This window comes from Phenylobacterium koreense (genome assembly GCF_040545335.1).
Taxonomy (GTDB): domain Bacteria; phylum Pseudomonadota; class Alphaproteobacteria; order Caulobacterales; family Caulobacteraceae; genus Phenylobacterium; species Phenylobacterium koreense.
The window spans coordinates 990,112-1,015,934 of the sequence record NZ_JBEPLU010000001.1 but is presented as its reverse complement, the minus strand read 5'-3'; the positions used below and the strand labels follow the sequence as shown (position 1 = coordinate 1,015,934).

Here is a 25,823-nt window from a genome sequence, read left to right as displayed (position 1 = left end):
GTCAATATCCGAACGCTGTTTGACGGGAATGCGGCGCCGGGGACTAAGCCGCCCAGCGCACCAGCAACAGCACGAGCACGCTCATGAACACCGTGCCGAGCCCGCAGACAACCATGGGAGCTGGCCCGCGCCGGACCAGGGCGCGCAGATTGGTGGCCATGCCCATGGCCGCCAGCGCCATGGTCATCAGGAAAGTCGTCGCCGTTGCGATCTGCTTGGCGAGGGCGGCCGGGGGCGGGGCGAAGGAGTTCAACGCGATCACCGCCAGGAAGCCCAGCAAATACCAGGGCGTGGGCGCCGAGTCCGATCCTGAGCGCCGGCGCAGCGCAAGCAACATGACCAGCGGGCCAAGCAGCGCCACTCTCAGGAGCTTGCCGACCACCCCGGCGTGACCGGCGACTTCGCCGCCCTGGAAGGCTGCGCCGACGGCCTGGGCGACCTCGTGGATGGAGCCGCCGCTCCACAGACCGTAGGCCGCCGGGGTCAGGTTCAGAAGCGGGGCGATCGCCGGATACAGGAACATCGAAAGCGTGCCGTAGAGCGTGATGTTGGCGATCGCGTAGGCGACGTCCTCCTCGGGCGCGGCGACCACGGAATTGGCGGCGACGATCGCCGAGGCGCCGCAGATCGAGGCGCCGGAAGCGATCAGCGTGGTCAGGCGGCTATCCAGGCCGAACCAGCGCCCGAGCTGCATTATCACCAGGAAAGTCGCCGGCGTGGCGACCAGCACGATCGCGACTCCGGACGCGCCGAGCGAGAGGATTTGACCGAGGCTGATCTGGAAGCCGAGCAGGACGATGGCCAGCCGCAGCAGGCGGCGCAGGACAAAGGTCTGGCCGGCGGCGAACACCGGCCTGACGCCGCCCAGATTGCGCAGGACGATACCGAGCGCCACCGCCAGGATGAGCGGGCTGAGGATGCGAGCGCCGGGCAGGGCATGTAGTCCCGTCGCGATGGCGGCGATGGCGAGGACAGCACCAAGGCCGGGCGCCAGTCTGGCGAGGGATTTGGAGAGATCGGGGCTTGGGCGTGCAGTCACGGTGGCCGTCCGGCAGGTGGGATGCACCGGCGCGCCGGCGGGGGCCTTGGCACATAGCCAAACGAACCGATCGGCAGAAACGGATTTTTGTTGTCGAAACCATCACGCGCAGGCGTGAGCCCAGATCACGGCCATCGCATTCCGTTGCTTCCAGATAACGCAATGGGTGACAACCATGGCGTGACGACTCTATTCTTGGTCATGCTCAACTGTGAGCGAATGTGGCGCTGAGCCCCCTGGGCGGACACAAAATGGGCGCCGGACTTCTAATTCATCACTCCATGTTATTGAACAGTCCAAGAGCAGTTGTTGGACGCATGGCGGCTTAGCTGCTCAAAATCCCCCTGGATCAGGCGGCGTGAAGTCACTGAACCAACTAAGGAGGGGATGAGAAAAAAATGAAGAGTACAGTATCGAGCCGCGCCGCCATGCTTGCGACGAGCGCCATCTGCGCCATCGCCGGCCTCGCAACGCCAGTCTGGGCGCAGTCGAACGAGGCCGCCGTCGAGGAAGTCGTCGTCGTCGGTTCGCAGATTCAGGGCGCGAAGGTCACCGCCGCCCTGCCGGTGACGGTCGTCGACGCCAACCAGATCCAGGCGACGGCCGCCGGTTCGGGCGACGAGTTGTTCCGTTCCATCCCTCAGGCCGGCAACGTGACGTTCAACTCGAGCTTCATTCCGGGTTCGAGCAACTCCGCGCGCGGCGACGTGAACTCGGTCAGCCTGCGCAACCTCGGCGCCGGCAACACCCTGGTGCTGATCAACGGCCGCCGAACCGTCTACCACCCGACGACCCAGGCCGAGTCCCTGGTGCCGACCTTCACCTACAACACCAACGCCATCCCGGTGGCGGGCCTGAAGAGCATCGAGGTGCTGCGCGACGGCGCGGCCGCTATCTACGGCACCGACGCCGTGGCCGGCGTGATCAACACCGTGCTGCGCGACGACATCGATGGCGGCCAACTGGAGTTCCAGTACGGCACGGCGCCGGGCACCAACCTGCGCGAAGGCCGCCTGTCGGGCTTCTTCGGCCGGGATATCCAGGAAGGCCGCGGCAACATCACCCTGTTCGGCTCGCTGGAGAAGCGCTCGGCCCTGCTGGCCTCCGACCAGGACTACACCGCCTCCCAGGACCGCAGGCCGCTGTTCGCCGGCACGGAATTCGCCGACACCGTGAGCCTTGACAGCCGGCCGACCACCTCGGGTTTCGGCGCGTTCCAGGCCATGGGCGTGACCAGCGCGATCCGCCAGGGGACGACGGCGATCACAGGCGCCACCGGCATCTTCCACACCTCACCGCAACCGGTGAGCTGCACCGTGGTGATCGGGCCGGCTCTCTGCGTCGTTCCGGGCGCATTCAACACCACGACTGACCGCGCCTTCCGCCCGGACGTCCTGGCCCAGACCAAGGCGTCGGTCATCCCGCAGGCCGACCGGATCAACCTGTTCGTCTCTGGCCACTATGATCTGAACGACGAGGTCACCTTCTTCGGTGAGGCCGGCTACTACCACGCCCGCACCGAGGGCAACGTCGCGCAGTACAACGCCTTGAGCACCTCGCCGGCGATCAGCATCGGCCCCAACGCCTACTGGAACCCCTTCGGCGCGACGACGCTGGCCAACGGCCAGCCGAACCCGAACCGCCTTCCAGGCCTGGTGGGCGTGCCCGACAGCGGGCTGCGGCTCACCTTCAACTCCTACGGCCTGCTGGACCTGGGCGCATCCCAGGTCATCGTGAAGAACGACCAGTACCGGCTGCTCGGCGGGCTGAGGGGCGAGAAGTACGGCTTCCATTGGGAAAGCGCCGCGCTCTATTCGGAAGCGACGGTCGATGACCGCTCCTACGCCCTGGACGGCACGGCCTTCTCCGCCGCGGTCAACCGCACGACTGCGGACGCCTACAATCCGTTCAACGGTATCGGCGCCGGGACGAACCTGGTCACCGGTGGCGATCAGACGCCGTCCAGCGCAGCGGCGATGGCCGGGCTGATCATCCCGATCACCCGCGCCAATAAGACCACGCTCGCCCTATGGGACTTCAAGATCAGCCGCCCGGACCTGTTCACGATCTGGGGCGGCGACATCGGCCTGGCGGCGGGGGTCGAAATCCGGCGTGAGACCTACCAGGACGACCGCGACGCGAACATCGACGGCACGATCTCGTATGTCGATGCGATCACCGGCCCGATTGTCGGCGGCGCCGTGGCGCTCAGCAACATCCCCGGCACCTCGGTGTCACCGGATGTGAAGGGCCACCGGACCGTGAAGTCCGCCTATGCCGAACTGGCCATCCCGCTGGTGTCGCCGGAGATGGACATCCCGTTCGTCGACCGCCTGGAAATGCAACTCGCCGGACGCATCGAGGACTACAGCGACGTCGGCAGCGTGGCGAAGCCGAAGGTGGCGGCCGCCTGGGATGTCGTCCCCGGCTTCCGCCTGCGGGGCTCGTGGTCGCAAGGCTTCAAGGCGCCGAACCTCGAGCAGATCAACGTCGCCCAGGTGAGCCGCACCAACAGCCGTCGCGACTACTACTTCTGCGAGGCTGACCTGCGCGCCGGCCGGATCACCAGCTTCAGCCAGTGCGCCCAGTCGCGGACCACCCGCGCGGTGCGCGCCGGCAACCCCGACCTGAAGCCGGAAACCTCGGAAAGCCTGTCCTACGGCATCGTCTTCCAGCCGGAATTCCTGCCGCCGGAAGTCGGCCAGTTCATCTTCACGGTGGACGTCTGGAAGATCCGCCAGAAGGGCATCGTCGGGCTGTTCGGCGAGGGTAACGCGGTCATCCTCGACTACCTGATGCGCATGGAAGGCTCGTCGAACCCGGCGGTCCACCGCCTGGCCCCGACGCCCGACAACATCGCCGTGTTCGAGGGCACCGGCCTGGCGCCCGTCGGCTTCGTGGAGTACGCGGACGACAAGTACGTCAACCAGCTTCCGCAGGTGACCCAGGGCGTCGACTTCGCGGTCAACTGGCGCCTCGCCACCGAAAGCTTCGGCGATTTCAGCGTCGATTTGAACGTGGCGCGCCTGGACAAGCTCTACCAGTCCCCGACCGAGGGTCTGGCTGCGCTCCTGGAGGCCCGGGCGGCCGGCAAGATCAACTCCGGCACGATCATCACCGGCGGTCAGGACATCGTCGGCCAGAACGGTGCGCCGGAGTGGCGGGGCACGGGCTCGGTCAACTGGCGTTACAACAACTTCGCCGTCAATTGGCTCACGACCTATACCGGTGAGTTCTACTCCACCGCCCTGACCTATTCGACGGGCGAATACTTCAGGGTGCCGGACACCCTGGTGCACAACGCTTCGGTCTCCTACACCTTCGAGGACACCGACAATAAGTACCTGCAGGGAACCCGGATCCTGGTCGGCGCCCGCAACCTGTTCGACAAGGAACCGCCCCTGGTGTCGGACGGCTACCCGGCCACGGTCTACAACCCCTACGCCCGGTACGTTTACTTCAACATCCGCAAGAGCTTCTAAGTCGGATGGCCTATCCCCTCCCGCACCGCGGGAGGGGACTTACGTTTTTGGGGAGCAGTTATGAGTAAAGTTGTTCGCACCGCATTCTCGCGCGTCGCCCTGGCGAGCGTCCTGGCCCTGTCGGTGGGCCTGGGCGCTCCCGCTTTCGCCCAGGAAGCGACACCGTCGGCGGGGCTCGCGAGCACCGGCGGGGACCTGATCGGCTACGGCTCGATCCACCATCCGGTGATCGGCCGCGATGGCATGGTCGTGGCGCAGAACAAGATCGCCGCCCGGATCGGCGCCGATGTGCTGGCCAAGGGCGGGAACGCCGTGGACGCGGCCGTGGCGGTCGGCATCGCCGAGACGCTCACCCTGCCGCGGGCGGGCAACATTGGCGGCGGCGGCTACATGCTGGTCTATGATGCGGCCAGCCGGAAGACGATCGCGATCGAGTACTACGGCCAGGCGCCGCTGGCGGTGAAGCCGGACTTCCTTCTGGGCGCCGACAACCGCGTCGATCCCGACAAGGTGCAGTCCTTCAAGGGCGTGACCGTCCCCGGGACGGTGGCCGGCCTCTACGAGGCGCACCGCCGGTTCGGCAAGCTGCCCTGGGCCGAACTCATCCAGCCGACTATCGATCTTGCCACCAACGGCGTCGTCATGAGCGACGACGAGGCCACGGCGCTCGCCCAGCGCAAGGACGCCATGGCCAAGGACCCGGACGGCGCGAAGAAGGTGTTTTTCAAGCCGGACGGCTCGGCCTATCAGCCCGGCGATGTCTTCAAGAATCCGGACCTCGCCTGGTCGCTGAAGCAGATCCAGGCCAACGGCGCCGATGGCTTCTACAAGGGGCCCGTCGCTGAGCGCCTGGTGGCGGCGATGAAGGCCAATGGCGGCATCATCTCGATGAAGGATCTCGCCTCCTACAAGGCCAATGTCCTGGAGCCGATCTGGTCGGACTATCGTGGCTACAAGATCGCCTACATGCCGCCGACCTCAGCCGCATCCAGCGTCGCCGAGGCCATGAACATCCTCGAGCAGTTCCCGATGAGCGAGTACGGGCAGGGCAACGTCGCCTCCATGCACGTCATCGCCGAGGCGCTGAAGATCGTGACCATGGACCGTCGTTATTCCGGCGGCGGCCCTCAGTGGAAGACGCCCGCCAAGGGCATCGCCTCGAAGGCGTTCGGCAAGGAGCGCGCCAAGCTCATCTCCATGGACAAGTCCCTGGATTCGAAGACCCTGCCGGCGCTCGACCCGCATAACTTCGAGGGGCCCGACACCACCCACTTCTCGATCGCCGACAAGTACGGGAACGTGGTCTCCAACACCTACACGCTGACCGCCTCCTTCGGAGCGCACGTGGTGGCCCCGGGCACGGGCTTCCTGCTGAACAACTCGCTCGGCAACTTCGACTGGAACCCGCGGCCCACCAGCCTCGGCAACAAGATCGAGCCGGGAAAGCGCGCCCAGTCGACCATCTCGCCCATCATTGTCTTCGAGAACGACAAGCCCTGGGTCGCCACCGGCACGCCGGGCGGCGGCACGATCCTGGGCACCATGGTGCAGATGCTGTCCAACCTGATCGACCACAAGCTGAACGTCGCCGAGGCGGCGCAGCGTCCGCGGGTCTATCAAGCCGGCATCGACGGGCCGCTGCAGCTCGAGGAGTCGATCCCGCAGGATCTCGTGGCCGGCCTGGAGGCCAAAGGCCACAAGGTCGAGCGGTCACAGATCATCGGCAGCACCCAGTCGATCATGATCGGACCGGATGGGAACACCTTCTACGGGGCTGCGGACACCCGCCGTCCCGACTCGGCGGCCATCGGGGTTCGCCAGTTCTAGAAACGGATGCGGGGCCGCTGCGTCGCGGCGGTCCCGTACTTCGTCAGGCGTTCGCCGCCAGCCGGATCTCCGGCGCCCTGGCCGGACGGGACGCCGGCACGCTCTTCACGAACATTTCCGCCGCCCGGCTGAGTTTGCGCTCGGAGTGCCGCAACATGCGGAAGGCGCGGCGCGGCAACTTGATAGCCACTCGAACCAGCGCGCCCGACGCCTCGGCCTCGCGGGCGACGAGTTCGGACATGGCGCCGGGGCCGACGCCGGCCAGCACCGCTGAACGAACCGACTCATTGGTCGGCAGCTCAAGTCGGACGTCGAGCGTACTGGTGTCGACGCCGAGCGAGCCGAGCGCGCGGACGAATTCCGAGCGCGTGCCCGAGCCGTCTTCCCGCAACACCCAACCGCCGCGCGCCAGCGCCTCGATCCCAGGGGGATGTTCGGCCCAGGGGTGCCCGGGCCGGACGAACACGCACAGCCGGTCGCCGTCGATGTCGGAGCCGGTCAGGGCGGCGTCGGCGTGGGATCCTTCCACGAAGCCGAGCTCCGCCTCGCCTTCCAGCACCATGCGGACGACGCCGGCGGTGTTGGACATGTGAAGCTCGATTCCCAGGTGCGGGAAGCGGGTGTTGAATTCTGCGATGATCTGCGGAAGCCAGTAATTGCCGATGGTCTGGCTGGCGCTGATCGAGACGGCGCCCCGCCGAAGATTGCTGAGGTCCGCCAGCGTGCGCTGAGCATTGCGCACCTGACTGAGGACCTTCTCGGCTTCCACCAGGAACGCCTGGCCTGCGACCGACAATTCTATCCGCCGACCGACCCGGTCAAAGAGCGCCGTACCGTAGGTGTTCTCCAAGGCGCTGATCGACGCGCTTACGCCTGACTGGGTGATATGGAGCGCCTCGGCGGCGCGGGTCATGTTCAGCCGCTCGGCGACACAAACAAAAATTCTAAGCTGCTCGAGCGTCATGGAGCACCCCAACTTCTTCCGCACACAGCAGCGCACAAGCTTGGGTGTTCATCAAAGGGAATATCGTTCAGCCTATAGAACGTGGATCACTGTGTTTTTATGACAATAATCGCCCCCTGCGGACATCGTTTGCACGCGCAACCTAAGGCGGTTTATCGGTGTTGAATTATTTGAAGAAATTGCGATTCAGCCGCGTCGGCGTCGGTGCGCCGGAGCTGAGTTCCGAGTGTTTGATCTTTGAGCAGTGCGGCATCGGCGCCCAAGTTTTGGGCGCCGACACGCTGTCGCACGAGAGGTCAGGCGTCGCCCACGCTGGTCCATGAGAACGGCGGCGGCAGGGGCCGTCGTCTCAGGGCGTAGTCGACGATCGCCGTGGCGAGCGCCTCGGTGGCGTCGATCAGCGGCGCCTTGGTCGTTCCTGGGCGGAGCACCAGCGGGACTTCGGTACAGGCTGCGATCAGGGCCTCGGCGCCTTGAGCTTCGAGTTCGGCCGCGAGGGCGGCCATGCGCTGGGCGCTGGAGGCTCCGACATCGCCCGCCTTGATGTCATAGAGCAGGGCCATGAACTTGGTCCGCGCCTTTCCCTCGGGCGTGACGCAGGTGAGGCCCCGGCGGCCCAGTTCGGCCTGGTAGAGCCCCGCTTCCAGGCAGCCCTCGCCGGCCAGCAGCCCGACCGCAGCGCCCGGTGGAGCGATGGCCTGAACGGCCGAGCCCGCCTCCTCGATCATGCTTACGAACGGCACGCCCAGCGCTCGCTCGATGTCGAACTGGAAGGCGTGGGCGGTGTTGCAGGCCATGACGACGAAGTTCGCCCCGGCCGCTTCCAGCCCCTGGGCCATGGCCGCCAGGACCGGAGCGGGGGAGGGCCCGCTCCGGAGGATCGCGTCGTTGCGGTCCGGGATCCCCGGATTGCTATCGACGATCAGGCGAACGCCATCCTGTTCGCGCCCCTTCGGCGTCAGCCGCAGGACCTGGGTCATCAGGTCGATCGTGGCGGCGGGACCCATGCCGCCGAGAACGCCGACATTGAGGGGGGCGACCATGCCTAGAAGATCGACTGGTAGGCGTAGAGCGCCGGCGAGCCGCCCGTGTGGACGAACAGCACGTTCTCGTCCTTGCGGAAGTGGCCGCGGCGAACCAGGCCGATCAGGCCGGCCATCGCCTTGCCTGTATAGACCGGGTCCAGCAGCACGCCTTCCAGCGTCGCCAGCATCTTCACGGCCTCGATCATCTCGTCGGTGGGCAGCGAGTAGCCGGGGCCGACCCACTCGTCGAAGCACACGACGCTCTCGCGCGGCAGCGACGTCGCGACGCCCGCAAACGCAGCGGTCCGTTGCGCCAGGTCGAAGACGTTGCCTTCCTGCTCGGCCTTCGGACGGCGCACGTTGATGCCGGTGATCGGAATCCCGGAATTGGTGCCGAAGGCGCCGGTCAGCAGGCCGGCGTGGGTGCCGGCGCTGCCGCTGGCGCAGACCACGTGATCCAGCTTTAGGCCCATGTCGAAGGTCTGGGCCATGATCTCTTCGAAGCAGGAGACGTAGCCCAGGGAGCCCAACGGATTGGAGCCGCCGCCGGGAATGATGTAGGCCTTGCGGCCCAGGGCGGCCACTTCGTCGGCCACGGCGGTCATCGCCGCGTTCAGGTCCGTCCCGGCGTTGATGACGGTGATGGTTTCGGCGCCGACCAGGTGGAAGAGGAAGTTGTTGCCGCTGGCGGCGGGATCGTAGCTGCCCGGCACCCGTTGCTCGAGCACCAGCCGGCACTTCAGGCCTTCCTTCGCCGCCGCCGCCAGCGTCAGGCGGCAGTGGTTCGACTGGACCGCGCCGACGGTGATCAGGGTGTCGCAGCCTTGGGCGATCGCATCGGCGACGAGGAATTCCAGCTTGCGGGTCTTGTTGCCGCCCGAGGTCAGCCCCGTCAGGTCGTCGCGCTTGATGAAGATGTTCGGCCCGCCCAGCGCCGCCGACAGACGCGGCAGGGCTTCAAGCGGCGTCGGGCCGGGCGTATAGCGCCGGCGGTCGAACTTGGCGAGGTTCATGGGGGAGCTCCTTGGTTGGCGGGGTCTGGGCCGAGGCCCCGACCTATTCCCCGCACGGCTCATGTCAACAACCATCAGCGCAACTTGTGAAAAATAAAACGCCAGCTAATCAAAGAAGTAGAGTTCAGTATATAGTTGCGAATGCAGTAGAAATAGAACAATATTTCTGTATTGGGCTTGTGTTCTGGGGCGGGCGGGCGCGGGCGTGTTGGTCGAGCGTCAAGTGGGGGCGGATGAAACGTTTGGGGATTGGGCGAGCGGCGTTGTTGGGCGCTGTTCTGGCGGCGACCGCACTCTCTCCGGTGGCGCTCGCCGCGCCGGCGGAAGACTGGGTCAAGCCCGCGGTTGGCGGCGCCGAGGCCAAGGATGGCCTGCTGCGCACTTTCGTGGATCGCAGGGCCAACCGCATTCTGCTGCGCATACCGGCTGCCGGTAGCGACGGCGTTTCGGCGCGCTTCCTCTATCAGGCCAGTCTCGCGACCGGTCTTGGCTCCACGCCGCTCGGCCTTGACCGGGCCGAGACCGGTAAGACCCAGGTGCTGGCCTTCCGTCGCGCTGGCAAGAAGGTGATCGTCCAGGCCGAGAACTATGGCTTCCGCGCCGCTGGCGGGTCGGCCGACGAGGTCGAGTCGGTGCGGGACTCCTTCGCGGTCTCCAACCTCTGGAGCGGCGACGTGGTCGCCGAAGCTGCGGATGGCGGGGTGATCGTCGACTTCACCAGCTTCCTGACCCAGGACGTCCTCGACGTTGCGGCCCGCATCAAGGCGCGCCGTCAAGGGAGCTATCGGGCCGCGCCGGCCCTGAGCTACGCCGACGCCAGCCATGTGGGCGTCTTCCCCGAGAACCTGGAGTTCGAGGCCGTCCAGACCTACACCGCCGACGACCCCGGCGCCGAGGTGAAGGCGATTGCGCCCGATCCGAGGTCGCTGACCCTTACGGTGCATCATTCCCTCCTGAAGCTGCCGGAGGCCGGATTCGAACCGCGGCCCTATGACCCGCGCACGGGAACGTCGGTGCAGGTGGTGTTCAACGACTACGCCGCCCCGCTCGACGCTCCGGTCGTCTACCGGCTCGCGCGGCGGTTCCGCCTGGAGAAGGTCGATCCCGCGGCCGCCCGTTCGCGGGTGAAGAAGCCCATCGTCTTCTATGTCGACCGGGCCGCGCCCGAGCCGATCCGCAGCGCCCTGGTCGAAGGGGCCAACTGGTGGGCGCAGGCTTTCGATGCGGCCGGCTTCATCGACGCGTTCAGGGTGGAGGTCCTGCCCGAGGGCGTCGATCCGATGGACGCCCGCTACAACGTCATAAACTGGATCCATCGCCAGACGCGCGGCTGGTCCACCGGCCAGACTATCGTCGATCCGCGCACCGGCGAGATCGTGCGCGGGGTCGTGCAACTGGGCTCGCTGCGTATTCGCCAGGACAGGATCATCTTCGAGGGGCTGCTCGGCGCCGAGGGGACCGGCAAGGGCGGTCCCGACGACCCGGTCCAGATCGCCCTGCAGCGCATCCGACAATTGGGGATGCACGAGACCGGCCACGCGCTCGGCTTCTCGCACAACTTCACCGGGTCCACCTTCGCCGGCCGAGCCTCGGCCATGGACTATCCTGCCCCGCTCATCCACGTGAAGAACGGCAGGCTCGACTTCAGCGACGCCTATGTCGTGGGCGCGGGCGCCTGGGACAAGCTCTCGGTGCGGTGGCTCTACAGCCAGTTCCCCAAGGGCGTCGACGAGCCCGCCGCCCTCGACGCCATCGCCCGTGAGGCCGGCGCCCAGGGCATGCGCTTCATCGCCGATGCCGAGCATCCGGCCAGCACCCAGTGGGACAACGGGGCCGACCCGGTAGCCGAACTGGACAACGTGCTGGCGATTCGGAGGCTGGCCCTGTCGAACTTCGGGCTGCGCAATATCGCGCCCGGCGCTCCGGTGTCCGACCTGCGCCGGGTCTTCGTGCCGATCTATCTCTTCCATCGCTACCAGATCGACGCGGTGGTGAAGCAGATCGGCGGCGTGGACTACGCCTACGCGGTCAACGGCGAGGGGCGCGAGGCGGCGTCGGTGATCGCGGCGAGCGAACAGCGCCGCGCGCTCAAGGCGCTGATGCAGACTCTCGACCCGGAGATGCTCGACACCAGTGACAAGCTTGTGGGCCTGCTCTCCCAGGGCCAGGGGGCCATGGCCGACCGGCAGTTCGACATCGAGGTCTTCCAGACCCTCGGCGGGCCGGTTTTCGACCCCGTCGGGGCGGCCATGGTCGCCTCCGAGATGGCGCTGGGGCAGCTTGTCGAGCCTGCGCGGCTCAACCGGGTGCAGGAGCAGGCGAGGCGCGACCCGGGTCAGCTTGGGGTCGACGAAGTTCTGCGGGCCGTGTTCGCCCAGGTGCAGGCCCGTCCCGGCGAGCCGGCGCGCCTGGCCGAAATCCGCCGGCGGCAGCAGGCGCGCCTGATCGGCGACCTAGCCGAGACGCTTGGCGACAAGACCCTGTCGCCCACCATCGCGGCCAATATCGAGGCGGTGCTGGTCGACGCCGGCAAGACTCTCGAGGCGAAAGCCGCCGCGGGCGATGCGGGCGCCTATGACCGCTACCTCGCCCGGCTGCTGGCCCGTGGCGACCGTGCGAGCCTGAGCCGGTTCGCCGCCGAGCACGCGCCGGCGCCCAAGACGCCGCCTGGAAGCCCGATCGGCGAGGATTGCTGGTTCTGCGCGCCCGGCGAGGCGTTGACAGCCCTGACCGACGCCGGTTCGCCGCCCACGCAATGATGGCCCGCCCGACCTCTCAAGACCGAGGTCGGGCGGGTCGATCCTAAGCGCTGCGACGGCCTTCCACCCAGGCGCCCTGCAGGATCGGCAGGCCGCCCTTTTGGCGGACGCGGATCAGGTCGGCCCGCTTGTCGAGGGCGATCTCGCCGCGATCGTCGAGGGCTGCTGCGCGGGCAGGGGCCGAGGTGACGACCGCGACAGCCTTGTGCAGCGGCCACGCAAAGGGATCGTCGGTAAGGGCGAACGCGCATTCGATCAGGCTGCGCGGCACGTAATCGGAGGCGAAGGCGTCGAGCAGTCCGGCCTCCGCGAGATCGGCGGCCCGGACATTTCCCGAATAGGAGCCGCCGCGGATCAGGTTCGGCCCGCCCATGACTACGATCATGCCGCGTTCGCGCGCCCGCTCGGCCGCTTCCAGGGTGACCGGGAACTCGGCGACGGTGGCGCCCAGGTCGGCCGCCACGTCGATGTGCTCGACATCTTCATCGTCATGGCTGGCGAGCGGCTGGCCGAGGGAGGTGGCGAGTTCGGCGACGTATTTGCGGTTGCGGTCGGCGTTGCGCGCCTGACGCTCGCGATGGTTGGCGAGGCGGGCGTCGCAGTCTTCCTGGCTCATGCCGTTGGCGCGCCAGTTTTCCATGTGGCGCTCGACGTTCCGGTACTGCCGTTGACCCGGCGTATGGTCCATCATCGAGAACATCGAGGTGAGCGGGTGGCCGTGGAGGTCCTGCAGCAATTCCGGCAGCAGGTCCGAGGTCGTCTCACAGCGCCAGTGGATGCGGTGGTCGGCCTTCAGCATGCCGTTCTCGCGCGCTTCCATGATGCCGTCGATCAGTTTCTGCAGGCGGTCCTGCTTGCGCGACGGCGCGGCGTTGAAGGAACCGACGCTCAGGGAGTTGAAGACGGTCGTGACCCCCACCGAGAGGCCGCAGCCGTCGTGGGTGACGGCGGCCGAGGTCGGCGACCAGTCGATATTGGCGCGCGGAAAGTAATGCTTCTCCAGGCTATCGGTGTGGAGGTCGATGACCCCCGGCATGAGGATGTCGCCCTCAAGGTCTTCGCCGACTTCGCTGACGCCGCGATCGATGGCGGTGATCTTCCCGTCGCGCACCAGGAGGGAGCCGATGAAGGCGTCTTCGGGGGTGACGATGCGGGCGTTTCTGAACGCGAGTTCCACTGAAATCTCCTAGCGATTGACGGTCGACAGATCGCCCAGGGCGATGTCTTCGAATTCGATCTCGACCGAGGTGTTGGCCCGCGATTCCCCGTATTCGAGCGGCCGGCCCAGGCCGTCCACGTTGAGGTAGCGCTGAAGCAGCAAAGGCACGTGCCGCGGCAGGTGCAGCAGGTCGGCTTCCTGCGGGGTCGGCAACCGCGCGGAGATCGCCGTGCGCTTGCGGGTGTAGTCGGGAACGCCGCTGTCGGTCAGGGTCTGGGTGATGGTTCCCCGTTCCTTGTACATCTGGATGAAGGTCGGGAAGCGGTCGAGGCTGAAGGCGTGCTGGCTGAGCGCGCGCGGACGGTCGTTCACGAAGCGCAGTCGCTCGAGGAAGATGATCGGTTCGCCGGGGCGCAGGTCGAGGGCCCGTGCGGTCTTGGTGTCCGAGGCCCGGGTCTCCAGCTTCAGTATCTTCAGGCCGGGCCGGCTGCCGGAGCGCTTCACGGCCTCGGTGAAGCGGGGGCGGCGGCTGAGCCGCGCGGGCTTGGCCGGGAGACGCACATAGCTGCCGCGCCCCTGGCTGGATTCGACCACGCCCTTGTCCTGCAGGTCGGCCAAGGCCCGGCGGACGGTGTGCCGGTTCACCATGAACTGGCGGGACAGATCCTGTTCCGTGGGGAGCTTGTCGCCGGGAACAAGCTCGCCGGCGCCGATGCGGCGTTCGATTGAACGGGATATCTCGCGCCAGAGCGGCGTTCCACCGGGCATGATCAAGTCACCATGTCAATTGTACTGGTTGTGTAGACAAGTTCGACTTATTTCATTAAGTCGTCATGTTTCATTTCGATCTCCTAGATTAAATGCTACTAGCGAGATGCTTTCGAAAGTCAATATTCGACAGGGGTGGCTCGGGCGCGTCCGCAAGCTATCGGCATGCCGATAGCCGCCCTCGCGCGGGACGGGCGATCGGCGGGGCGCCAACCTGGCCATGACGGGGGGCGACGTCATGGCGCACGAGGCTTGGCCGGGCGACATGACGCGCGCGCCGACACGTGCGAGTGGCGAAAACGGCAATAACTTCATGGGTCTCGCGCCGGTCCACTGATCCCCCGACATGCCATCAGGGAGTGTCGTGGGTGTGACACCCCCGCCGAGGCCTGGCCGACAGAGGCGCAATTTGTCGGACGATCGGCGAGCGGCACGGAGACGCCGATCGGCAGGTTTCCTGCCAATCCGCCCAGAAACCTCACGATCAGGCCGACAAATCGACCGCTCGTCGGTTTTTGGCCGGGAGCGCCCGTCATCAACGGGTCACTCCCCGGGCCTAGCCTTCTTCCGACAGCAAATGGAGGTCCGATGCTTGAACTGCATGGCGTGACCAAGCGCTTTGGCGACAAGGTCGCCGTCGACAACGTCTCGTTCGCCTGCGGGCGCGGCGAATTGGTCGGGATCATCGGACGCTCCGGCGCCGGCAAGTCGACCCTGTTGCGGATGATCAACCGGCTGGGCGATCCGACCACCGGGACGATCACCTGGGACGGCGTCCCGGTCACCGCCCTGAAGGGCAAGGCCCTGCGCCAGTGGCGCCGGCGTTGCGCGATGATCTTCCAGCAGTTCAACCTCTGCCCGCGGCTCGACGTGATCACCAACGTCCTGGTGGGCGTGGTCGCCGAGCGGCCGTTGGCGCCGTCACTCGTCAAGTTCTTCCCGCGCGAGGATCGCGCCCGCGCCATCATGGAGCTCGACACCCTCGACATGGCGCACTCGGCCCTGCAGCGCGCCAGCACCCTGTCGGGCGGTCAGCAACAGCGGGTCGCGATCGCGCGGGCCATGCTGCAGGATCCCGAGCTTCTGCTGGCCGACGAGCCGATCGCCTCGCTCGATCCGGTCAATGCCGACGCGGTCATGGGCGCCTTGCAGCGCATCTGCCGCGAGCGGGGCGTGCCGGTGATCGTCAACCTGCACAGCATCGAGGTCGCCCGCCGCTACTGCACCCGCGTCGTGGCCATGGCCGCCGGCTCGATGGTGTTCGACGGCGCCCCGTCCGAGCTCACCGACGAAGTGCTCGATCGCATCTACGGACGTCAGACCTTCGCCATAGCGGCCTGATCCGCCCTCTGATAGGTCCGCTCTCCAGGCATGAGCTCTCTGGCGACATTCAGGCAAGCGGCCGGCAAGCAGCCCCGCGGGGGGCGGCTGGTGCTGGTCGTCGGCCCCTCCGGGGTCGGCAAGGACACGCTCCTGCATGGCGCCCGCAGCGCCCTGCGCGAAGACCCTTCGGTGGTGTTCGTGCGCCGGGAGATCACCCGGCCAAGGGAGGCGGGCGGTGAGGATCATGCGCCCCTCCGCCTCGAGGCGTTCGAAGAGCGCGAGGCGGCGGGAGCCTATCTGCTGTCCTGGCGAGCCCATGGCCTGGCCTATGGAATCCCGCGGGCGAGCGCAGCGTCGCTGGCGAGCGGCGGGACCGTCGTCGTCAATGTTTCCCGTGCGGTCCTGGACGAGGCCCGCAGGCTCGGAGTCGACGAACTGAGGATCGTGTCGGTGACTGCCGACCCAAGGCTGTTGGCCGAAAGGCTCGCCGCCCGCGGGCGCGAGACCGCCGCCGAGATCGAACAGCGCCTGGCGCGCGCCCAGGCTGTCGCGGTCGAAGGCGAGGACGTGATCGTCATCGCCAACGACGGGCCTCCCGAGGCGGGCGTGGCCCGCCTCGTCCAGGCGATCAGGGGCTGACGGAAGCGCCGGCGAAAGCCGGCCGGGCGATGACGTGGAACGGCGCGTTCCGTGTGTCCTGCTTGAACACCGCCACAGCGTCGAAGCGATGGGTCTGGGCCGGGAACAGGCCCTGGAGAACCTCCAGAACCTGGCCGCGAACCGCCTCGTCGGCGATCGAGTTGGTCAGGGTCATGTGAAAGCGGAAGTCCTCGAAGACGTAGGGATAGCCCCATTCCACAAGGCGGGCGTCCTGTTTCGGCGTAAGCGGCGCCTTGCGTCGACGGGCCAGGTCGAAGTCCGAGAGTGGCGCGCGGAACGGGTCGAAGGCCTTCACGCAGGCCTCCGCCAGCTCATTCATCTTCGGCGTCGGGGCTTCGAGGCGCAGGGCGAGGAAGCGGCCCAGGGCCGCTGGCGCCAGGCGGGCTTCGAACGCCTCGCGGCTCGCCGCGAACGCGCGGGCGAAGTCGAGCAGCTCATCTTCCGTGGCGCCCTCGGTCAACTCGAAGGGCGCCTTCAGGGTGGCGTGAAAGCCATAGCCGCGCGGGTCCGCGGTCAGGGCGTCCAGGTCGAGGCCGGGCAATCGCGCAGCCGCCGGGCGAGGCTGGAGCCGCCCGTCATAGGCGTCCCGGCCGAGCCATGCGGCGGCGGTGCGCAGCAGATCGTCCCCCTGGGCGGGCGCGTAATAGATAGCGTAGCGAGCGGTCATGCAGCGGCCTCGAACTGAGCGACTTTGAAGAGCCTGACGGCGAGGAGGTCGCGGGCGTTGTGATCGAGGAAGATGCCGATCATCTCCGCTTCCGTCGATGGTTGCGCCCGGCGGCCCGGACGGCGGTCCCGCGAAAATCCTCGACGGGCCGCCAACATGTCCATCCTAAAAATCTGGCGAGATAGTGTATTCGTCAAAATTGATTGATAGGTGTGCCTAGCTGACGCGGCAATACAATAAGTATGAAGCTTATGTTGCGGCAGTAAAAATTGTCCAGAGGCGAGACGTCGCGCCTCGGGTGCTTGGAGGCGATTGCCAGGCATCTGTCCTTGGCCTGAGGCGGCGAGCGTCGGGTTCCGGCCAAGCCGGCGGCGCCGATGAGCAGCCGAGCGGCTTGCCAGACACCACCAATCAGTGAGCAACCATCTTGGAACAGATTTATCGCAACGCCCGGGTCGTGATGCGCGACGAGGATTTCATCGGCTCGGTCGTGGTGCGGGACGGGTTGATCGCCGCGGTCGATCGCGGCGCGGGCACGGTGGGCGAGGACTTCGACGGCGACGTGCTGATGCCGGGCGTGGTCGACATCCACACCGACAACCTCGAGCGGCACTATTACCCCCGCCAGAATATCGGCTGGAATCCAGTGTCGGCCTCGGTGACCCATGACTCGTCCGACATCTCGGTCGGCGTGACCACGGTGTTCAACTCGATGAGCGTCGGCTCCTACGCCGCCTCGGAGGCGCGAGAGACGGACAAGCTGGTTCGCCTCGTCGACGGTCTTCTGCAGGCGAAGGAAGCTGGAATGCTGAAGGCCAGCCACTTCGTCCACTGGCGCTGCGAAACCACGTCCGACGAGCTTCGGGAGCGGTTGCCCCCGCTGGCCGAGCACCCGCTGACGGCGATGTTCTCCATGATGGACCACACCCCCGGACAGCGGCAGCACAAGAACGTCGAGAAGCACGTCGAGCTTTGGCGTGCGCGCGGCCTGAACGACCAGCAGGTCGTCGAGCGGCTGGCGGAAATCCGCGAGCGCCAGGCTCGAAACGCCGTGGCCAACGCCCGCTTCGTCTCCGAAGTCGCCAAGGCGAAGGGTGCCGTGCTCATGAGTCACGACGACGAGACCGACGAGCACGTCGATCTGGCGGCGGACCTCGGCGCCACGGTCGCCGAGTTTCCGGTAACGCAGGCCGCGGCCGAGCGGGCCCGGGCGCGGGGCATGACCATCGTCATGGGCGGCCCCAACCTGATCCGTGGGGGGTCCTATTCCGGCAATGTGCCGGCGAGCGCCTTGGTGGAGGCGGGCCTGCTGGACGGTTTCGCTTCCGACTATGTGCCGCGCAGCCTGATCGAGTGCGTCTTCGCCCTCGCCAAGGCGCCTTTCGGTTGGTCGCTTCCGCGGGCGGTGGCGACGGTGACGGCGGCGACCGCGGAGGCGGGCGGCCTGACGGACCGAGGCGCCATCGCCGAGGGCCTGCGCGCGGACTTCCTGCGGGTGCGCGAGATCGGCGGGCTGCCGATCATCGGCGGCGTCTGGGTCGGCGGCCGCCGGGCGGCCTGACCTCGAACGGACTTGCATCCCGCGGCCAGCCGCGGGATGCATCGCCGTTATTTCGCCAGTTGCGGCGGGAAGTCCAACTCGAACTCCGAAAGTTCGGCGGGCGTGCCGAACGGCAGGTAACCGTTCCGGCCCGCATAGCGATCGAGCAGCGTGGAATAGGTGTAGAAGCGCATCTTGCGCTTCTCCGTGTCGAACTGGGTGTCGGCCCCGCGAGGCTGGGGAAGCATCGCATCGGAGTAGTTCTGGGCGTCGGGAACCACCGCCATGGTGAAGGTCCCTGCCCAGGCCGGGGCTGCGGTCGCCAGCACTACAGCGCGGACGGCGATGGCGAACGGACGGTGGCCGAACGGCTTCATGATGCCCCCTCTGGCGCGGAACGACGCCCCCTTGCGCGGTCTCCCCTATCGCCGTGCCGTGACAGTCAGCCCGCGCACGGCCCTGCTGCGCCCAAAAGAAGACCGGCCCATCGCTGGACCGGTCTGAAGTTTGTCGGGGCGGCGCCCGGGGTGAGGCGCCGCTGGGCCGTGATCAGAAGTTGGCGCGGACGCCGAACAGGAACTTCCGACCGAAGTTCTCGATCTCGTAGGGCCGGTCTTCCGACCCTTGGTAGCGGACGCCGGTCTCGTTGGTGAGGTTGTTGCCGTCCATGAACACCGACACGTAGTCGTTGACCTGGTAGCGGACCGAGAGGTCCACGCGCTGGCTGGCGCCCCAGTAGATGTTGCCGGCCGAGCTGCTGCCGCTGGCGAAGACTTCGTCCAGCCAGTGGGTGCGGTGCTGGTAGCTGAGCCGCGCCGACAGGCCGTACTTCTCATAGAAGAGCGTGGCGTTGAACAGGCGCTTCGAGGTACCCGGGAAGTTGATCGCCTCGCCACCTTCCGGCGGCGTGAATTCGCCGCTGACGAAGGCCATGCTGCCCTGGAAGCCGAAGCCCGAGAGGGCGCCAGGCAGGAAGGTCCAGGGCTGGTTGTAGACCAGTTCGAGACCCGTCAGGTGACCGTCGCCGCCGTTCATCGTGGTGCTGAACGTATAGCCCCGGCGGTCGACGCCGTCGAAGTTGTAGCGTTCGTCCCGGACGATCTCGGTCGAGTCGAAGAGCGTGTCCTTGATCTCGCGGTGGAAGAAGCTCGCCGCCAGCAGGGAGGAAGGGGCGAAGTACCATTCCGCAGACAGGTCCACGCCATAGGCCGATTCCGGCACCAGGTTCGGGTTGCCGCCGCTGACGGTCAGGCCAGGGTCGCTGATGGAGACCGTGGCGCGCATGTCCGCGAGGCTGGGGCGCGCGTGACCCGAGATCAGGGCCGCCCGGAGCTTCAGGGTGTCGGAGTAGTCGAAGTTGTAGTGGATGCTCGGGAAGACCTTGGTCTTGTCGGTCGAGAAGTCCACCGCGGTAAGCTTCGAGCCGACCGCCGCAAAGCCGCTGGTGTCGATCTGGGTGTTCTCGATCCGCGCGCCGGCGGTCACGGAGTGGCGACCCCAGTCCCAGCGGTTCATCGCATAGACCGATGCGACCTTCTCCTGGACGACGTTGACCGACCGCGGATCGGCGGCGAAGATCGGATAGTTGCCGCCGTTGGCGTTGGCGGCCCTGGCGGCGTCCATGACGGCGCGCGCCTGCTCGTTCATCGCCACGTTGTCCATGTAGGTCGCGAGGAAGCCGAAGTCCCACGGCTTGTCCCAGGCGTTGCTGGTGATGAAGGCGTCGGGCGTCCACGGCACGCCGAGTTCCCCGGCGATCTTGGTGAGGTTGAAGCCGTTGGCGTTGCCGCTCACCACCGTGCCGTCGGGACGGACCAGGGCGGTGCTGTAGTTGTTCTGCTCCCGGTCGTCATACTGGAAGCCGAAGCTGAACTTCGAGTCCGCGCCGAAGCTGGTCCACTCGCGGCTGGCGTCGAACTTGGCGGTCTTGGCCTCGGTCTCGAGGTTCGCCGAGCTTTCGGTCGTGTAGGTGATGGGCAGGGCCCGCGAGCTCTGGTCCAGGGCGAACCACCGATCGCCGCGCACGAGGGTTCCGTCGGGGCCCGCGACGGTGCCGTAGAGGGTCGCCCTCGGCACGCCCTCCGGAATGGCGTTCACCTGCAGATGCATGGACGGCGAGATCAGCGCGTTGGCGCGGGTCGGGGCGCCCAGCGCGGTCGAGGTCACGCCGCTGGTGAGCGGGATGTTGCTGTTGAACTCGGTCGTCGTGTAGGCGAGGCGCCAGTCGACGTCCCAGCCGCCCCAGGTGTGTTCGCCGTGGAGGTCGGTGAAGGACACGCCGTTGGAGAAGATGCCGTCCTCCCATTGGGAGTCGACCGGCACGCCGATCAGGTCGGCGGTTTCGAAGTTGCGCGTCCCCGACCAGGCCTTGTCGTACTGGAAGCGGTACTGGTTACGCTCTTCGAAGTCGTTGAACTCGGTGTTCAGGTGGTGAAGCGTGAACCGGTTGTTGTCGTCGGGAGCGAACTGCACCTTGCCCGAATAGGACTGGGTGCGGCGCTCGATGACGTACTTGGTGATGCGCAACTGGGTGATGCCGACGTCATCGAAGCGCGACTCGGCGTTGTTGGTGTGCTGCTCGAACTGATAGTTCGAAGCGGCCAGGGTGATCCCCCACGTGTCGTTGGCCCACGACAGGCGGCCGGAATATTGCTTCACCGGGCCATCGCCCATGTCGATGAAGCCGTAGCCCAGGTCGGCCGCGCCGCTGAAGCCGGGATTGTCGAGGGGCGAATAGGTGGTGATGTTCACCCGGCCCGCCAGCGCCTCGGCCGGCATGTTGGGCAGCAGGGTCTTGTTCAGCACCAGTTCGCTGATCTGGTTCGCCGGAACCGAGTCGAAGCGGAACACGCGGTCCTCGGCGCCGAGCACGTTGATGCCGTCGAGCGCGACGGTCGTCCAACGGGTCGGGGCGCCACGGATCTGGATATATCGCTCCTGGCCCTGGTCGCGTTGAACGCCCACGCCCGGCAGGCGGGCGAGCGCGCCGGCGGCGGTGGCGTCGGGGAAGCGGCCGATCGTGTCGGCGGCGATCACGTTGACGACGTTGTCGGACGCCTTCTGGATCTGAAGCGACTTCTCCAGGCTTTCCCGGATTGGCGAAGCGGTCACCACGACCTCTTCGACGCTGGCTTCCTCCTCCGCGAAGGCCTGGCCCGCAAAGGCCAGCCCGCAGATGGCGACGCTGGTCATCAGCGCCGATTGGCGCGAGCGACGTCCGCCGCGCATCTTCTTGGAAAACGATATCATGCTTAACACTCATCCCCCGGAGGTTGAACCTGCGTACGGAGGGGGTGCTTAGTAAGAGGAAGTTACATTTGCGCCTCTGTTTCCATTAAGAAATAAACATGCGGCTCAAATTTGTTCAAATGAGCGCCGCGATTTACGACATAACCGTGACACTATCGTTTAATTTAATTAAATCGCAGTTTCAGCAATATTATTTAATTATACAACTTATCGTAAATTGTAAGAACAGCCGACGAAATAAAATCGTCATCGTCGGAGCGCTTATTGAGGCTTGTACAATATAGCGCATTATGGCCGAGTTTTGTTGCGGGCATACAACATAGAAATTCATCCGGATTGACAGTTTCGGACAATCGAAGATCTACAGGCGCCTTGCCAGATCGAGACCGCGATGAACGATCCCTCCCTGCGCCGCCAGGGCGACGCGCCGCTGAAGGCGACGCGCCCCTCCAAAGTGCTGCTGAAAGTCCTGGGATTGGCGCTCCGCCATCCGCTTGAAATGTGGTCGACCGTGGCGCTCAGCGTGGCGGGCGCGGCGGCCAGCCTGCTGGTTCCCAAGCTGATCGGTCGCATGGTCGATCAGACCCACCAGCTCCTGGTGCTCGGCGCGGCGCATGGGGAGGAGGTCCGCCGGGGGCTTCTGATCAGCGCCGGGCTGGTGGTCCTGGTGATCACTGGCCGGGGGCTGCTGGCCATGGCCGCCAGCTACATAGGCGAGCGCCTGACCCAGGCCGTCGCGCTGGGCCTGCGCCTGCGCTACTTCGCCCAACTGCAGCGGTTGCCCTTCGCCTTCCACGACGAAACCCACTCCGGCGACCTGATCACCCGCGGCATGCTGGACCTCGAAGGCATGCGCGGCTTCATCCAGGTCATCCTGCAGAACGCCCTGCCGCTGGTGCTGCTGGTCGCGATCGCCGGCGGCCTGATGGTGCGCGCCGATCCGATGCTGGCGGCGGTGTCCCTGGCCTTCGTCCCCGTCGCGGCCTGGGTCCTGGCCCGCAACGGGGGGGCGCTCCGTCGGACCTGGTTCGACGTGCAGGAGCAAACCTCGCGCCTATCGCTGGTCATGGAGGAGAACCTGCAGGGCGTGCGGGTGGTGCGCGCATTCGCCGCGGAGGATTTCGAACTGGCCAAGTTCGACCGCGCCGCCGCCGAGATCCTGAAGCTGCAGTTCCGGCGCATCACCCTGCGGTTCACTGGCCTGACCTGGATGACCCTCTTCTTCAACCTGTCGCTCGGCGGGTTGCTCTGGCTCGGCGGGCGCAAGGTCATGGCCCACCAGATGACCGTCGGCCAATTGGCGGAGTTCGTGGCCTACCTGACCGCGCTGCAGGGTCCGATCCGGCAGATCTCGATGATCTTCAACCAGGCGGCGCGCTGCTCGTCGTCCGGCCAGCGGGTTTTCGAGATCCTCGACCGCCAGCCGGAAATCGCCGACGCGCCGGACGCCCGGCCGCTCGATCCGGCGGGCTGGACCTTGCGCTTCGAGAACGTCTCCTTCCGCTACAAGCCCAACGGGCCGGACGTGCTGAGCGACATCGACTTCGAGGTGCGTCCGGGCAAGACCCTTGGCCTAGTGGGCGCGCCGGGCTCGGGCAAGTCGACCATCGCCGCCCTGATCCCGCGCTTCTACGACCCGAGCGCGGGGCAGATCACCATCGGCGGAACGGACATCCGCCGGGCGACGCTGGAGTCCCTGCGCGGTCACGTCGGCCTGGTCCAGCAGGAGGCGTTCCTGTTCGACGCCTCGATCCGTCACAACCTCGCCTACGCCGATCCCTGGGCGGAGGACGACAAGATCGTCGACGCCGCCAGCATCGCCCAGTTGCACGAGCACATCGACGGCCTGCCCGAAGGCTACGACACCCGGGTCGGCGAGCGGGGCGTCTCCCTCTCGGGCGGCCAGCGCCAGCGGGCCTCGATCGCTCGCGGGATCCTTCCGGGGCCGGGGATCATCATCTTCGACGATTCCACCGCAGCCATCGACGCAGTGACCGAGCAGCGGGTGCGTGAAGGCCTGGCCGCTCAGACGCGCGACAAGGCGACGATCATCATCGCTCACCGCCTCGGCTCCCTGCTGCACGCGGACGAAATCCTGGTGCTGGACGGCGGCCGTATCGTCGAGCGGGGCGACCACGCTCAACTCCTCGCCCAAGGCGGCTTTTACGCGCGCCTCTACGACCTGCAGAGCAGCCAGGCCCGCCTCGACAAACCGGCCGCGCCGGAAAGGCTCGTGACCGCATGAACGTCGCCTCCAACCGTACGCTTCGCGCCTCGCTCGGGAACCCGGAAGGCGACGACGTCTTCGGAACGTTCGATCCCCGCGTCGCCCGCCGGCTCGTCAGCCGGATCAAGCCCCAACTGTGGGCGTTCGCGGCCGCGCAGGTCGCTGCGCTCCTGTCGGTGGGCAGTCAGCTCATCATCCCGCTGGCCATCGGCCGGATACTGGACAGCGCCGTCAAGGGCGCGCAGGACAGCTTCTCCCTCTGGCTGGCCGTCTTCGCAGGGTCCGTGGCGACGCACATCGTCATGTTCTTCCTGGAGCCGTGGATCACCCAGAGAATGGCCCAGGGGATCATCGTCGACCTTCGCCGGGAGATGTTCGAGCATCTCCAGAGGGTCAGCCTCTCCTTCCTCGACCGCACCCACGTCGGACGGATGATGGCGCGGCTTCAGGGCGACGTCGGCTCGCTGCAGGAATTCCTGGAGAGCACGACCGGAGCCTTCGGCGATTTCGTCACCCTGATCGGCATCGCGGTCATGCTCCTGATGCTGGACGTGCAGCTTGCCCTCGTCACCCTGGCCACCCTGCCGGTGATGATCGTCCTGCGCACGATCTGGCTGCCCTATTCCCGCAACGCCTTCCGCGGAGCCCGCGACGCGTCTTCGACCGCCAACAGCGCCCTGGCCGAGAACATCAACGGGGTGCGCACGGTGCAGGCGACCCGCCGCGAGGAGGTCAATCTGGGCCTCTACCGGGAAAAGGCCGAGGCCAACTTCCAGGCCCAGACGCACGCCTCGGCCGTGGCCCAGATCATGACCCCCCTGGTGGACATTCTGACCGGCCTGGCGCTGGCGGCGGTGTTCGTGCTCGGTGGCGAGGCGGTGCTCGACAAGCGCCTCGAGGTCGGGGTGCTGCTGGCCTTCGTCCTGTATGTGCAGCGCTTCTTCGATCCGGTGCGCACCCTCTCCCAGCAGTACACCGTCGCCCAGCGGGCCCTGGCCGCAGCCCACCGGGTGTTCGAACTGCTCGACGTGCCGCTCACCCTGAAGGTCGATCCGCAGGCGCCGAAGGTGGAAGGCTTCGAGCCGACCGTCGAATTCCGCAATGTCACCTTCGGCTACAATCCCGACCGGCCTGTGCTGCACGACGTCAGCTTCAAGGTCCGCGCGCGCGAGGTGGTGGCCCTGGTCGGCCCGACGGGATCGGGCAAGACCTCGATCATCGCCCTGGCCAGGCGCTTCTATGACCCGACCGCGGGCGAGGTGCTGATCGGCGGGCGCGACGTAAAGGGCTACAGCCTGCAGACCCTGGGGCGCGGCGTCGGCATGGTGCTGCAGGAGCCGTTCCTGTTCACCGGGACCATCGCCGACAACATCCGCTACAACACCCCCGGCGCGACGCTGGACGACGTGATCGCCGCAGCCAAGGCGGTGCGCGCCCACGACTTCATCGCCGAGCTGCCGCTGGGCTACGATACGCCCCTGGGCCAACGCGGCCTGAACCTGTCGATGGGGCAGCGCCAGCTCGTCTCGTTCGCCCGGGCCCTCGTCGCCGACCCGCAGATCCTTATCCTCGACGAAGCGACCGCGAATATCGACAGCTTCACGGAACTGGCCATCCAGGACGCGCTGCGGACGCTGTTCGCCGACCGCACCGTGATCGTCATCGCCCACCGCCTGGCCACCGTCCGGGACGCCGATCGCATCGTCGTCCTGCGTCACGGGCGCATCGTCGAGCAAGGTTCGCACGACGAACTGATGACCCGGGACGGCCTCTATCGGCGGCTGCAGATGTCGTCGCAGTCGTCCTTTGACGACGGCCTGGGCGATTAGGTTTCCAAGGGGGCGGGCGAGAACGCTGCCGAGACCTGTCTTTTGGTGTCGTCCCGGCTGACGCGAAGCGGTAGGCCGTTCGCCACTACCGGTGTCGCTCTTTCTTCAGATCGTCATCCCCGGCCGCGTGAGCGTGCCGGGAACCCATACGCATCTGCGTTCCGGCGAGCCTCGGCGTGCATGGATGCCCGGGGCCTGTGGCCCCGGCCATGACGAGCCAGGAGTATGCACGGCTCTGCCTTCGGCAAGCGTTTGACGAACTTCCGGCGGGCCAAGGACGCCCGCGGGGCGG

The 25,823-nt window shown here is 66.8% G+C and carries 17 protein-coding genes; 8 read left to right on the top strand and 9 right to left on the bottom strand.

Annotated elements, in window-relative coordinates; all coding sequences use genetic code 11:
* Window positions 1-43: 43 nt before the first annotated feature.
* Complete coding sequence (locus tag ABID41_RS04970; RefSeq protein WP_331930995.1) at window positions 44-1,039, bottom strand: YeiH family protein; 996 nt, start codon at window positions 1,037-1,039, stop codon at window positions 44-46.
* Between the two features lie 398 nt (window positions 1,040-1,437).
* Between ABID41_RS04970 and ABID41_RS04965 the strand changes: the two genes are divergently transcribed.
* Window positions 1,438-4,521 (top strand): TonB-dependent receptor domain-containing protein, encoded by a 3,084-nt coding sequence (locus ABID41_RS04965; RefSeq protein WP_331930993.1) that lies wholly within the window; start codon window positions 1,438-1,440, stop codon window positions 4,519-4,521.
* 60 nt (window positions 4,522-4,581) lie between these two features.
* Window positions 4,582-6,348 carry a gamma-glutamyltransferase gene (gene ggt / locus ABID41_RS04960; RefSeq protein WP_331930991.1) on the top strand — a complete coding sequence of 589 codons (1,767 nt, stop codon included), beginning with the start codon at window positions 4,582-4,584 and terminating at the stop codon, window positions 6,346-6,348.
* A gap of 43 nt (window positions 6,349-6,391) precedes the next feature.
* Here the strand turns inward: ggt and ABID41_RS04955 are convergent, their stop codons facing one another.
* From ABID41_RS04955 to cuyA, 3 genes are all read right to left on the bottom strand, one after another.
* Entirely contained in the window at window positions 6,392-7,312 is a 921-nt protein-coding gene (locus ABID41_RS04955) for a LysR substrate-binding domain-containing protein (protein ID WP_331930989.1), read from the bottom strand.
* Window positions 7,313-7,608: 296 nt separating this feature from the next.
* Window positions 7,609-8,355, bottom strand: a complete 747-nt coding sequence (cuyB, locus tag ABID41_RS04950; protein ID WP_354297247.1) for a cysteate racemase — start codon at window positions 8,353-8,355, stop codon at window positions 7,609-7,611.
* A gap of 2 nt (window positions 8,356-8,357) precedes the next feature.
* On the bottom strand, window positions 8,358-9,350 hold the full coding sequence (gene cuyA / locus ABID41_RS04945; protein ID WP_331930985.1) for a D-cysteate sulfo-lyase: 993 nt from the start codon (window positions 9,348-9,350) through the stop codon (window positions 8,358-8,360).
* A 266-nt stretch (window positions 9,351-9,616) separates the two neighbouring features.
* Here cuyA and ABID41_RS04940 point away from each other — a divergent pair, with 266 nt between their 5' ends.
* On the top strand, window positions 9,617-12,109 hold the full coding sequence (locus ABID41_RS04940; protein WP_354297246.1) for a zinc-dependent metalloprotease: 2,493 nt from the start codon (window positions 9,617-9,619) through the stop codon (window positions 12,107-12,109).
* Window positions 12,110-12,152: 43 nt separating this feature from the next.
* On the opposite strand, the gene ABID41_RS04935 is transcribed toward ABID41_RS04940, so the two are convergent.
* Both ABID41_RS04935 and phnF read right to left on the bottom strand, forming a co-directional pair.
* A complete protein-coding gene (locus ABID41_RS04935; RefSeq protein WP_331930981.1) occupies window positions 12,153-13,286 on the bottom strand; it encodes an alpha-D-ribose 1-methylphosphonate 5-triphosphate diphosphatase in 1,134 nt (377 codons plus the stop codon).
* 9 nt (window positions 13,287-13,295) lie between these two features.
* Window positions 13,296-14,036: a phosphonate metabolism transcriptional regulator PhnF gene (gene phnF, locus ABID41_RS04930; RefSeq protein ID WP_331930979.1), complete on the bottom strand. Its 741-nt coding sequence runs from the start codon at window positions 14,034-14,036 to the stop codon at window positions 13,296-13,298.
* Window positions 14,037-14,624: 588 nt separating this feature from the next.
* On the opposite strand from phnF, the gene phnC reads away from it, so the two are divergent.
* Together phnC and phnN are read left to right on the top strand one after the other, a co-directional pair.
* The gene (gene phnC, locus ABID41_RS04925) at window positions 14,625-15,377 is read left to right on the top strand and encodes a phosphonate ABC transporter ATP-binding protein (protein ID WP_331930977.1); all 753 of its coding nucleotides are present in this window, start codon (window positions 14,625-14,627) and stop codon (window positions 15,375-15,377) included.
* Between the two features lie 30 nt (window positions 15,378-15,407).
* Window positions 15,408-15,998, top strand: coding sequence for a phosphonate metabolism protein/1,5-bisphosphokinase (PRPP-forming) PhnN (phnN, locus tag ABID41_RS04920; protein WP_331930975.1), 591 nt, complete (start codon window positions 15,408-15,410; stop codon window positions 15,996-15,998).
* Here the strand turns inward: phnN and ABID41_RS04915 are convergent.
* The gene (locus tag ABID41_RS04915; RefSeq protein ID WP_331930973.1) at window positions 15,988-16,686 is read right to left on the bottom strand and encodes a DUF1045 domain-containing protein; all 699 of its coding nucleotides are present in this window, start codon (window positions 16,684-16,686) and stop codon (window positions 15,988-15,990) included. The two genes, phnN and ABID41_RS04915, sit on opposite strands and share 11 nt — an antisense overlap.
* 427 nt (window positions 16,687-17,113) lie before the next feature.
* Between ABID41_RS04915 and ABID41_RS04910 the strand changes: the two genes are divergently transcribed.
* A complete protein-coding gene (locus tag ABID41_RS04910; protein ID WP_354297245.1) occupies window positions 17,114-18,247 on the top strand; it encodes an alpha-D-ribose 1-methylphosphonate 5-triphosphate diphosphatase in 1,134 nt (377 codons plus the stop codon).
* Between the two features lie 47 nt (window positions 18,248-18,294).
* On the opposite strand, the gene ABID41_RS04905 is transcribed toward ABID41_RS04910, so the two are convergent.
* Together ABID41_RS04905 and ABID41_RS04900 are read right to left on the bottom strand one after the other, a co-directional pair.
* Complete coding sequence (locus ABID41_RS04905) at window positions 18,295-18,603, bottom strand: hypothetical protein (RefSeq protein ID WP_331929680.1); 309 nt, start codon at window positions 18,601-18,603, stop codon at window positions 18,295-18,297.
* Between the two features lie 172 nt (window positions 18,604-18,775).
* On the bottom strand, window positions 18,776-21,475 hold the full coding sequence (locus ABID41_RS04900; protein WP_331929682.1) for a TonB-dependent receptor: 2,700 nt from the start codon (window positions 21,473-21,475) through the stop codon (window positions 18,776-18,778).
* Between the two features lie 391 nt (window positions 21,476-21,866).
* Here ABID41_RS04900 and ABID41_RS04895 point away from each other — a divergent pair, with 391 nt between their 5' ends.
* Both ABID41_RS04895 and ABID41_RS04890 read left to right on the top strand, forming a co-directional pair.
* Complete coding sequence (locus tag ABID41_RS04895) at window positions 21,867-23,720, top strand: ABC transporter ATP-binding protein (RefSeq protein ID WP_331929684.1); 1,854 nt, start codon at window positions 21,867-21,869, stop codon at window positions 23,718-23,720.
* Entirely contained in the window at window positions 23,717-25,531 is a 1,815-nt protein-coding gene (locus tag ABID41_RS04890) for an ABC transporter ATP-binding protein (RefSeq protein ID WP_331929686.1), read from the top strand. Before ABID41_RS04895 ends, ABID41_RS04890 begins: the two co-directional genes overlap by 4 nt.
* The last annotated feature ends 292 nt before the right edge of the window (window positions 25,532-25,823 follow it).

Coding starts and splice junctions, on each gene's coding strand:
- cuyA (WP_331930985.1), bottom strand. CDS start 9,350: ATGAACCTCGCCAAGTTCGACCGCCGGCGCTATACGCCCGGCCCGACG.
- phnC (WP_331930977.1), top strand. CDS start 14,625: ATGCTTGAACTGCATGGCGTGACCAAGCGCTTTGGCGACAAGGTCGCC.
- ABID41_RS04890 (WP_331929686.1), top strand. CDS start 23,717: ATGAACGTCGCCTCCAACCGTACGCTTCGCGCCTCGCTCGGGAACCCG.
- ABID41_RS04955 (WP_331930989.1), bottom strand. CDS start 7,312: ATGACGCTCGAGCAGCTTAGAATTTTTGTTTGTGTCGCCGAGCGGCTG.
- ABID41_RS04905 (WP_331929680.1), bottom strand. CDS start 18,603: ATGAAGCCGTTCGGCCACCGTCCGTTCGCCATCGCCGTCCGCGCTGTA.
- ABID41_RS04900 (WP_331929682.1), bottom strand. CDS start 21,475: ATGATATCGTTTTCCAAGAAGATGCGCGGCGGACGTCGCTCGCGCCAA.
- phnF (WP_331930979.1), bottom strand. CDS start 14,036: ATGCCCGGTGGAACGCCGCTCTGGCGCGAGATATCCCGTTCAATCGAA.
- cuyB (WP_354297247.1), bottom strand. CDS start 8,355: ATGGTCGCCCCCCTCAATGTCGGCGTTCTCGGCGGCATGGGTCCCGCC.
- phnN (WP_331930975.1), top strand. CDS start 15,408: ATGAGCTCTCTGGCGACATTCAGGCAAGCGGCCGGCAAGCAGCCCCGC.
- ggt (WP_331930991.1), top strand. CDS start 4,582: ATGAGTAAAGTTGTTCGCACCGCATTCTCGCGCGTCGCCCTGGCGAGC.
- ABID41_RS04965 (WP_331930993.1), top strand. CDS start 1,438: ATGAAGAGTACAGTATCGAGCCGCGCCGCCATGCTTGCGACGAGCGCC.
- ABID41_RS04915 (WP_331930973.1), bottom strand. CDS start 16,686: ATGACCGCTCGCTACGCTATCTATTACGCGCCCGCCCAGGGGGACGAT.
- ABID41_RS04895 (WP_331929684.1), top strand. CDS start 21,867: ATGAACGATCCCTCCCTGCGCCGCCAGGGCGACGCGCCGCTGAAGGCG.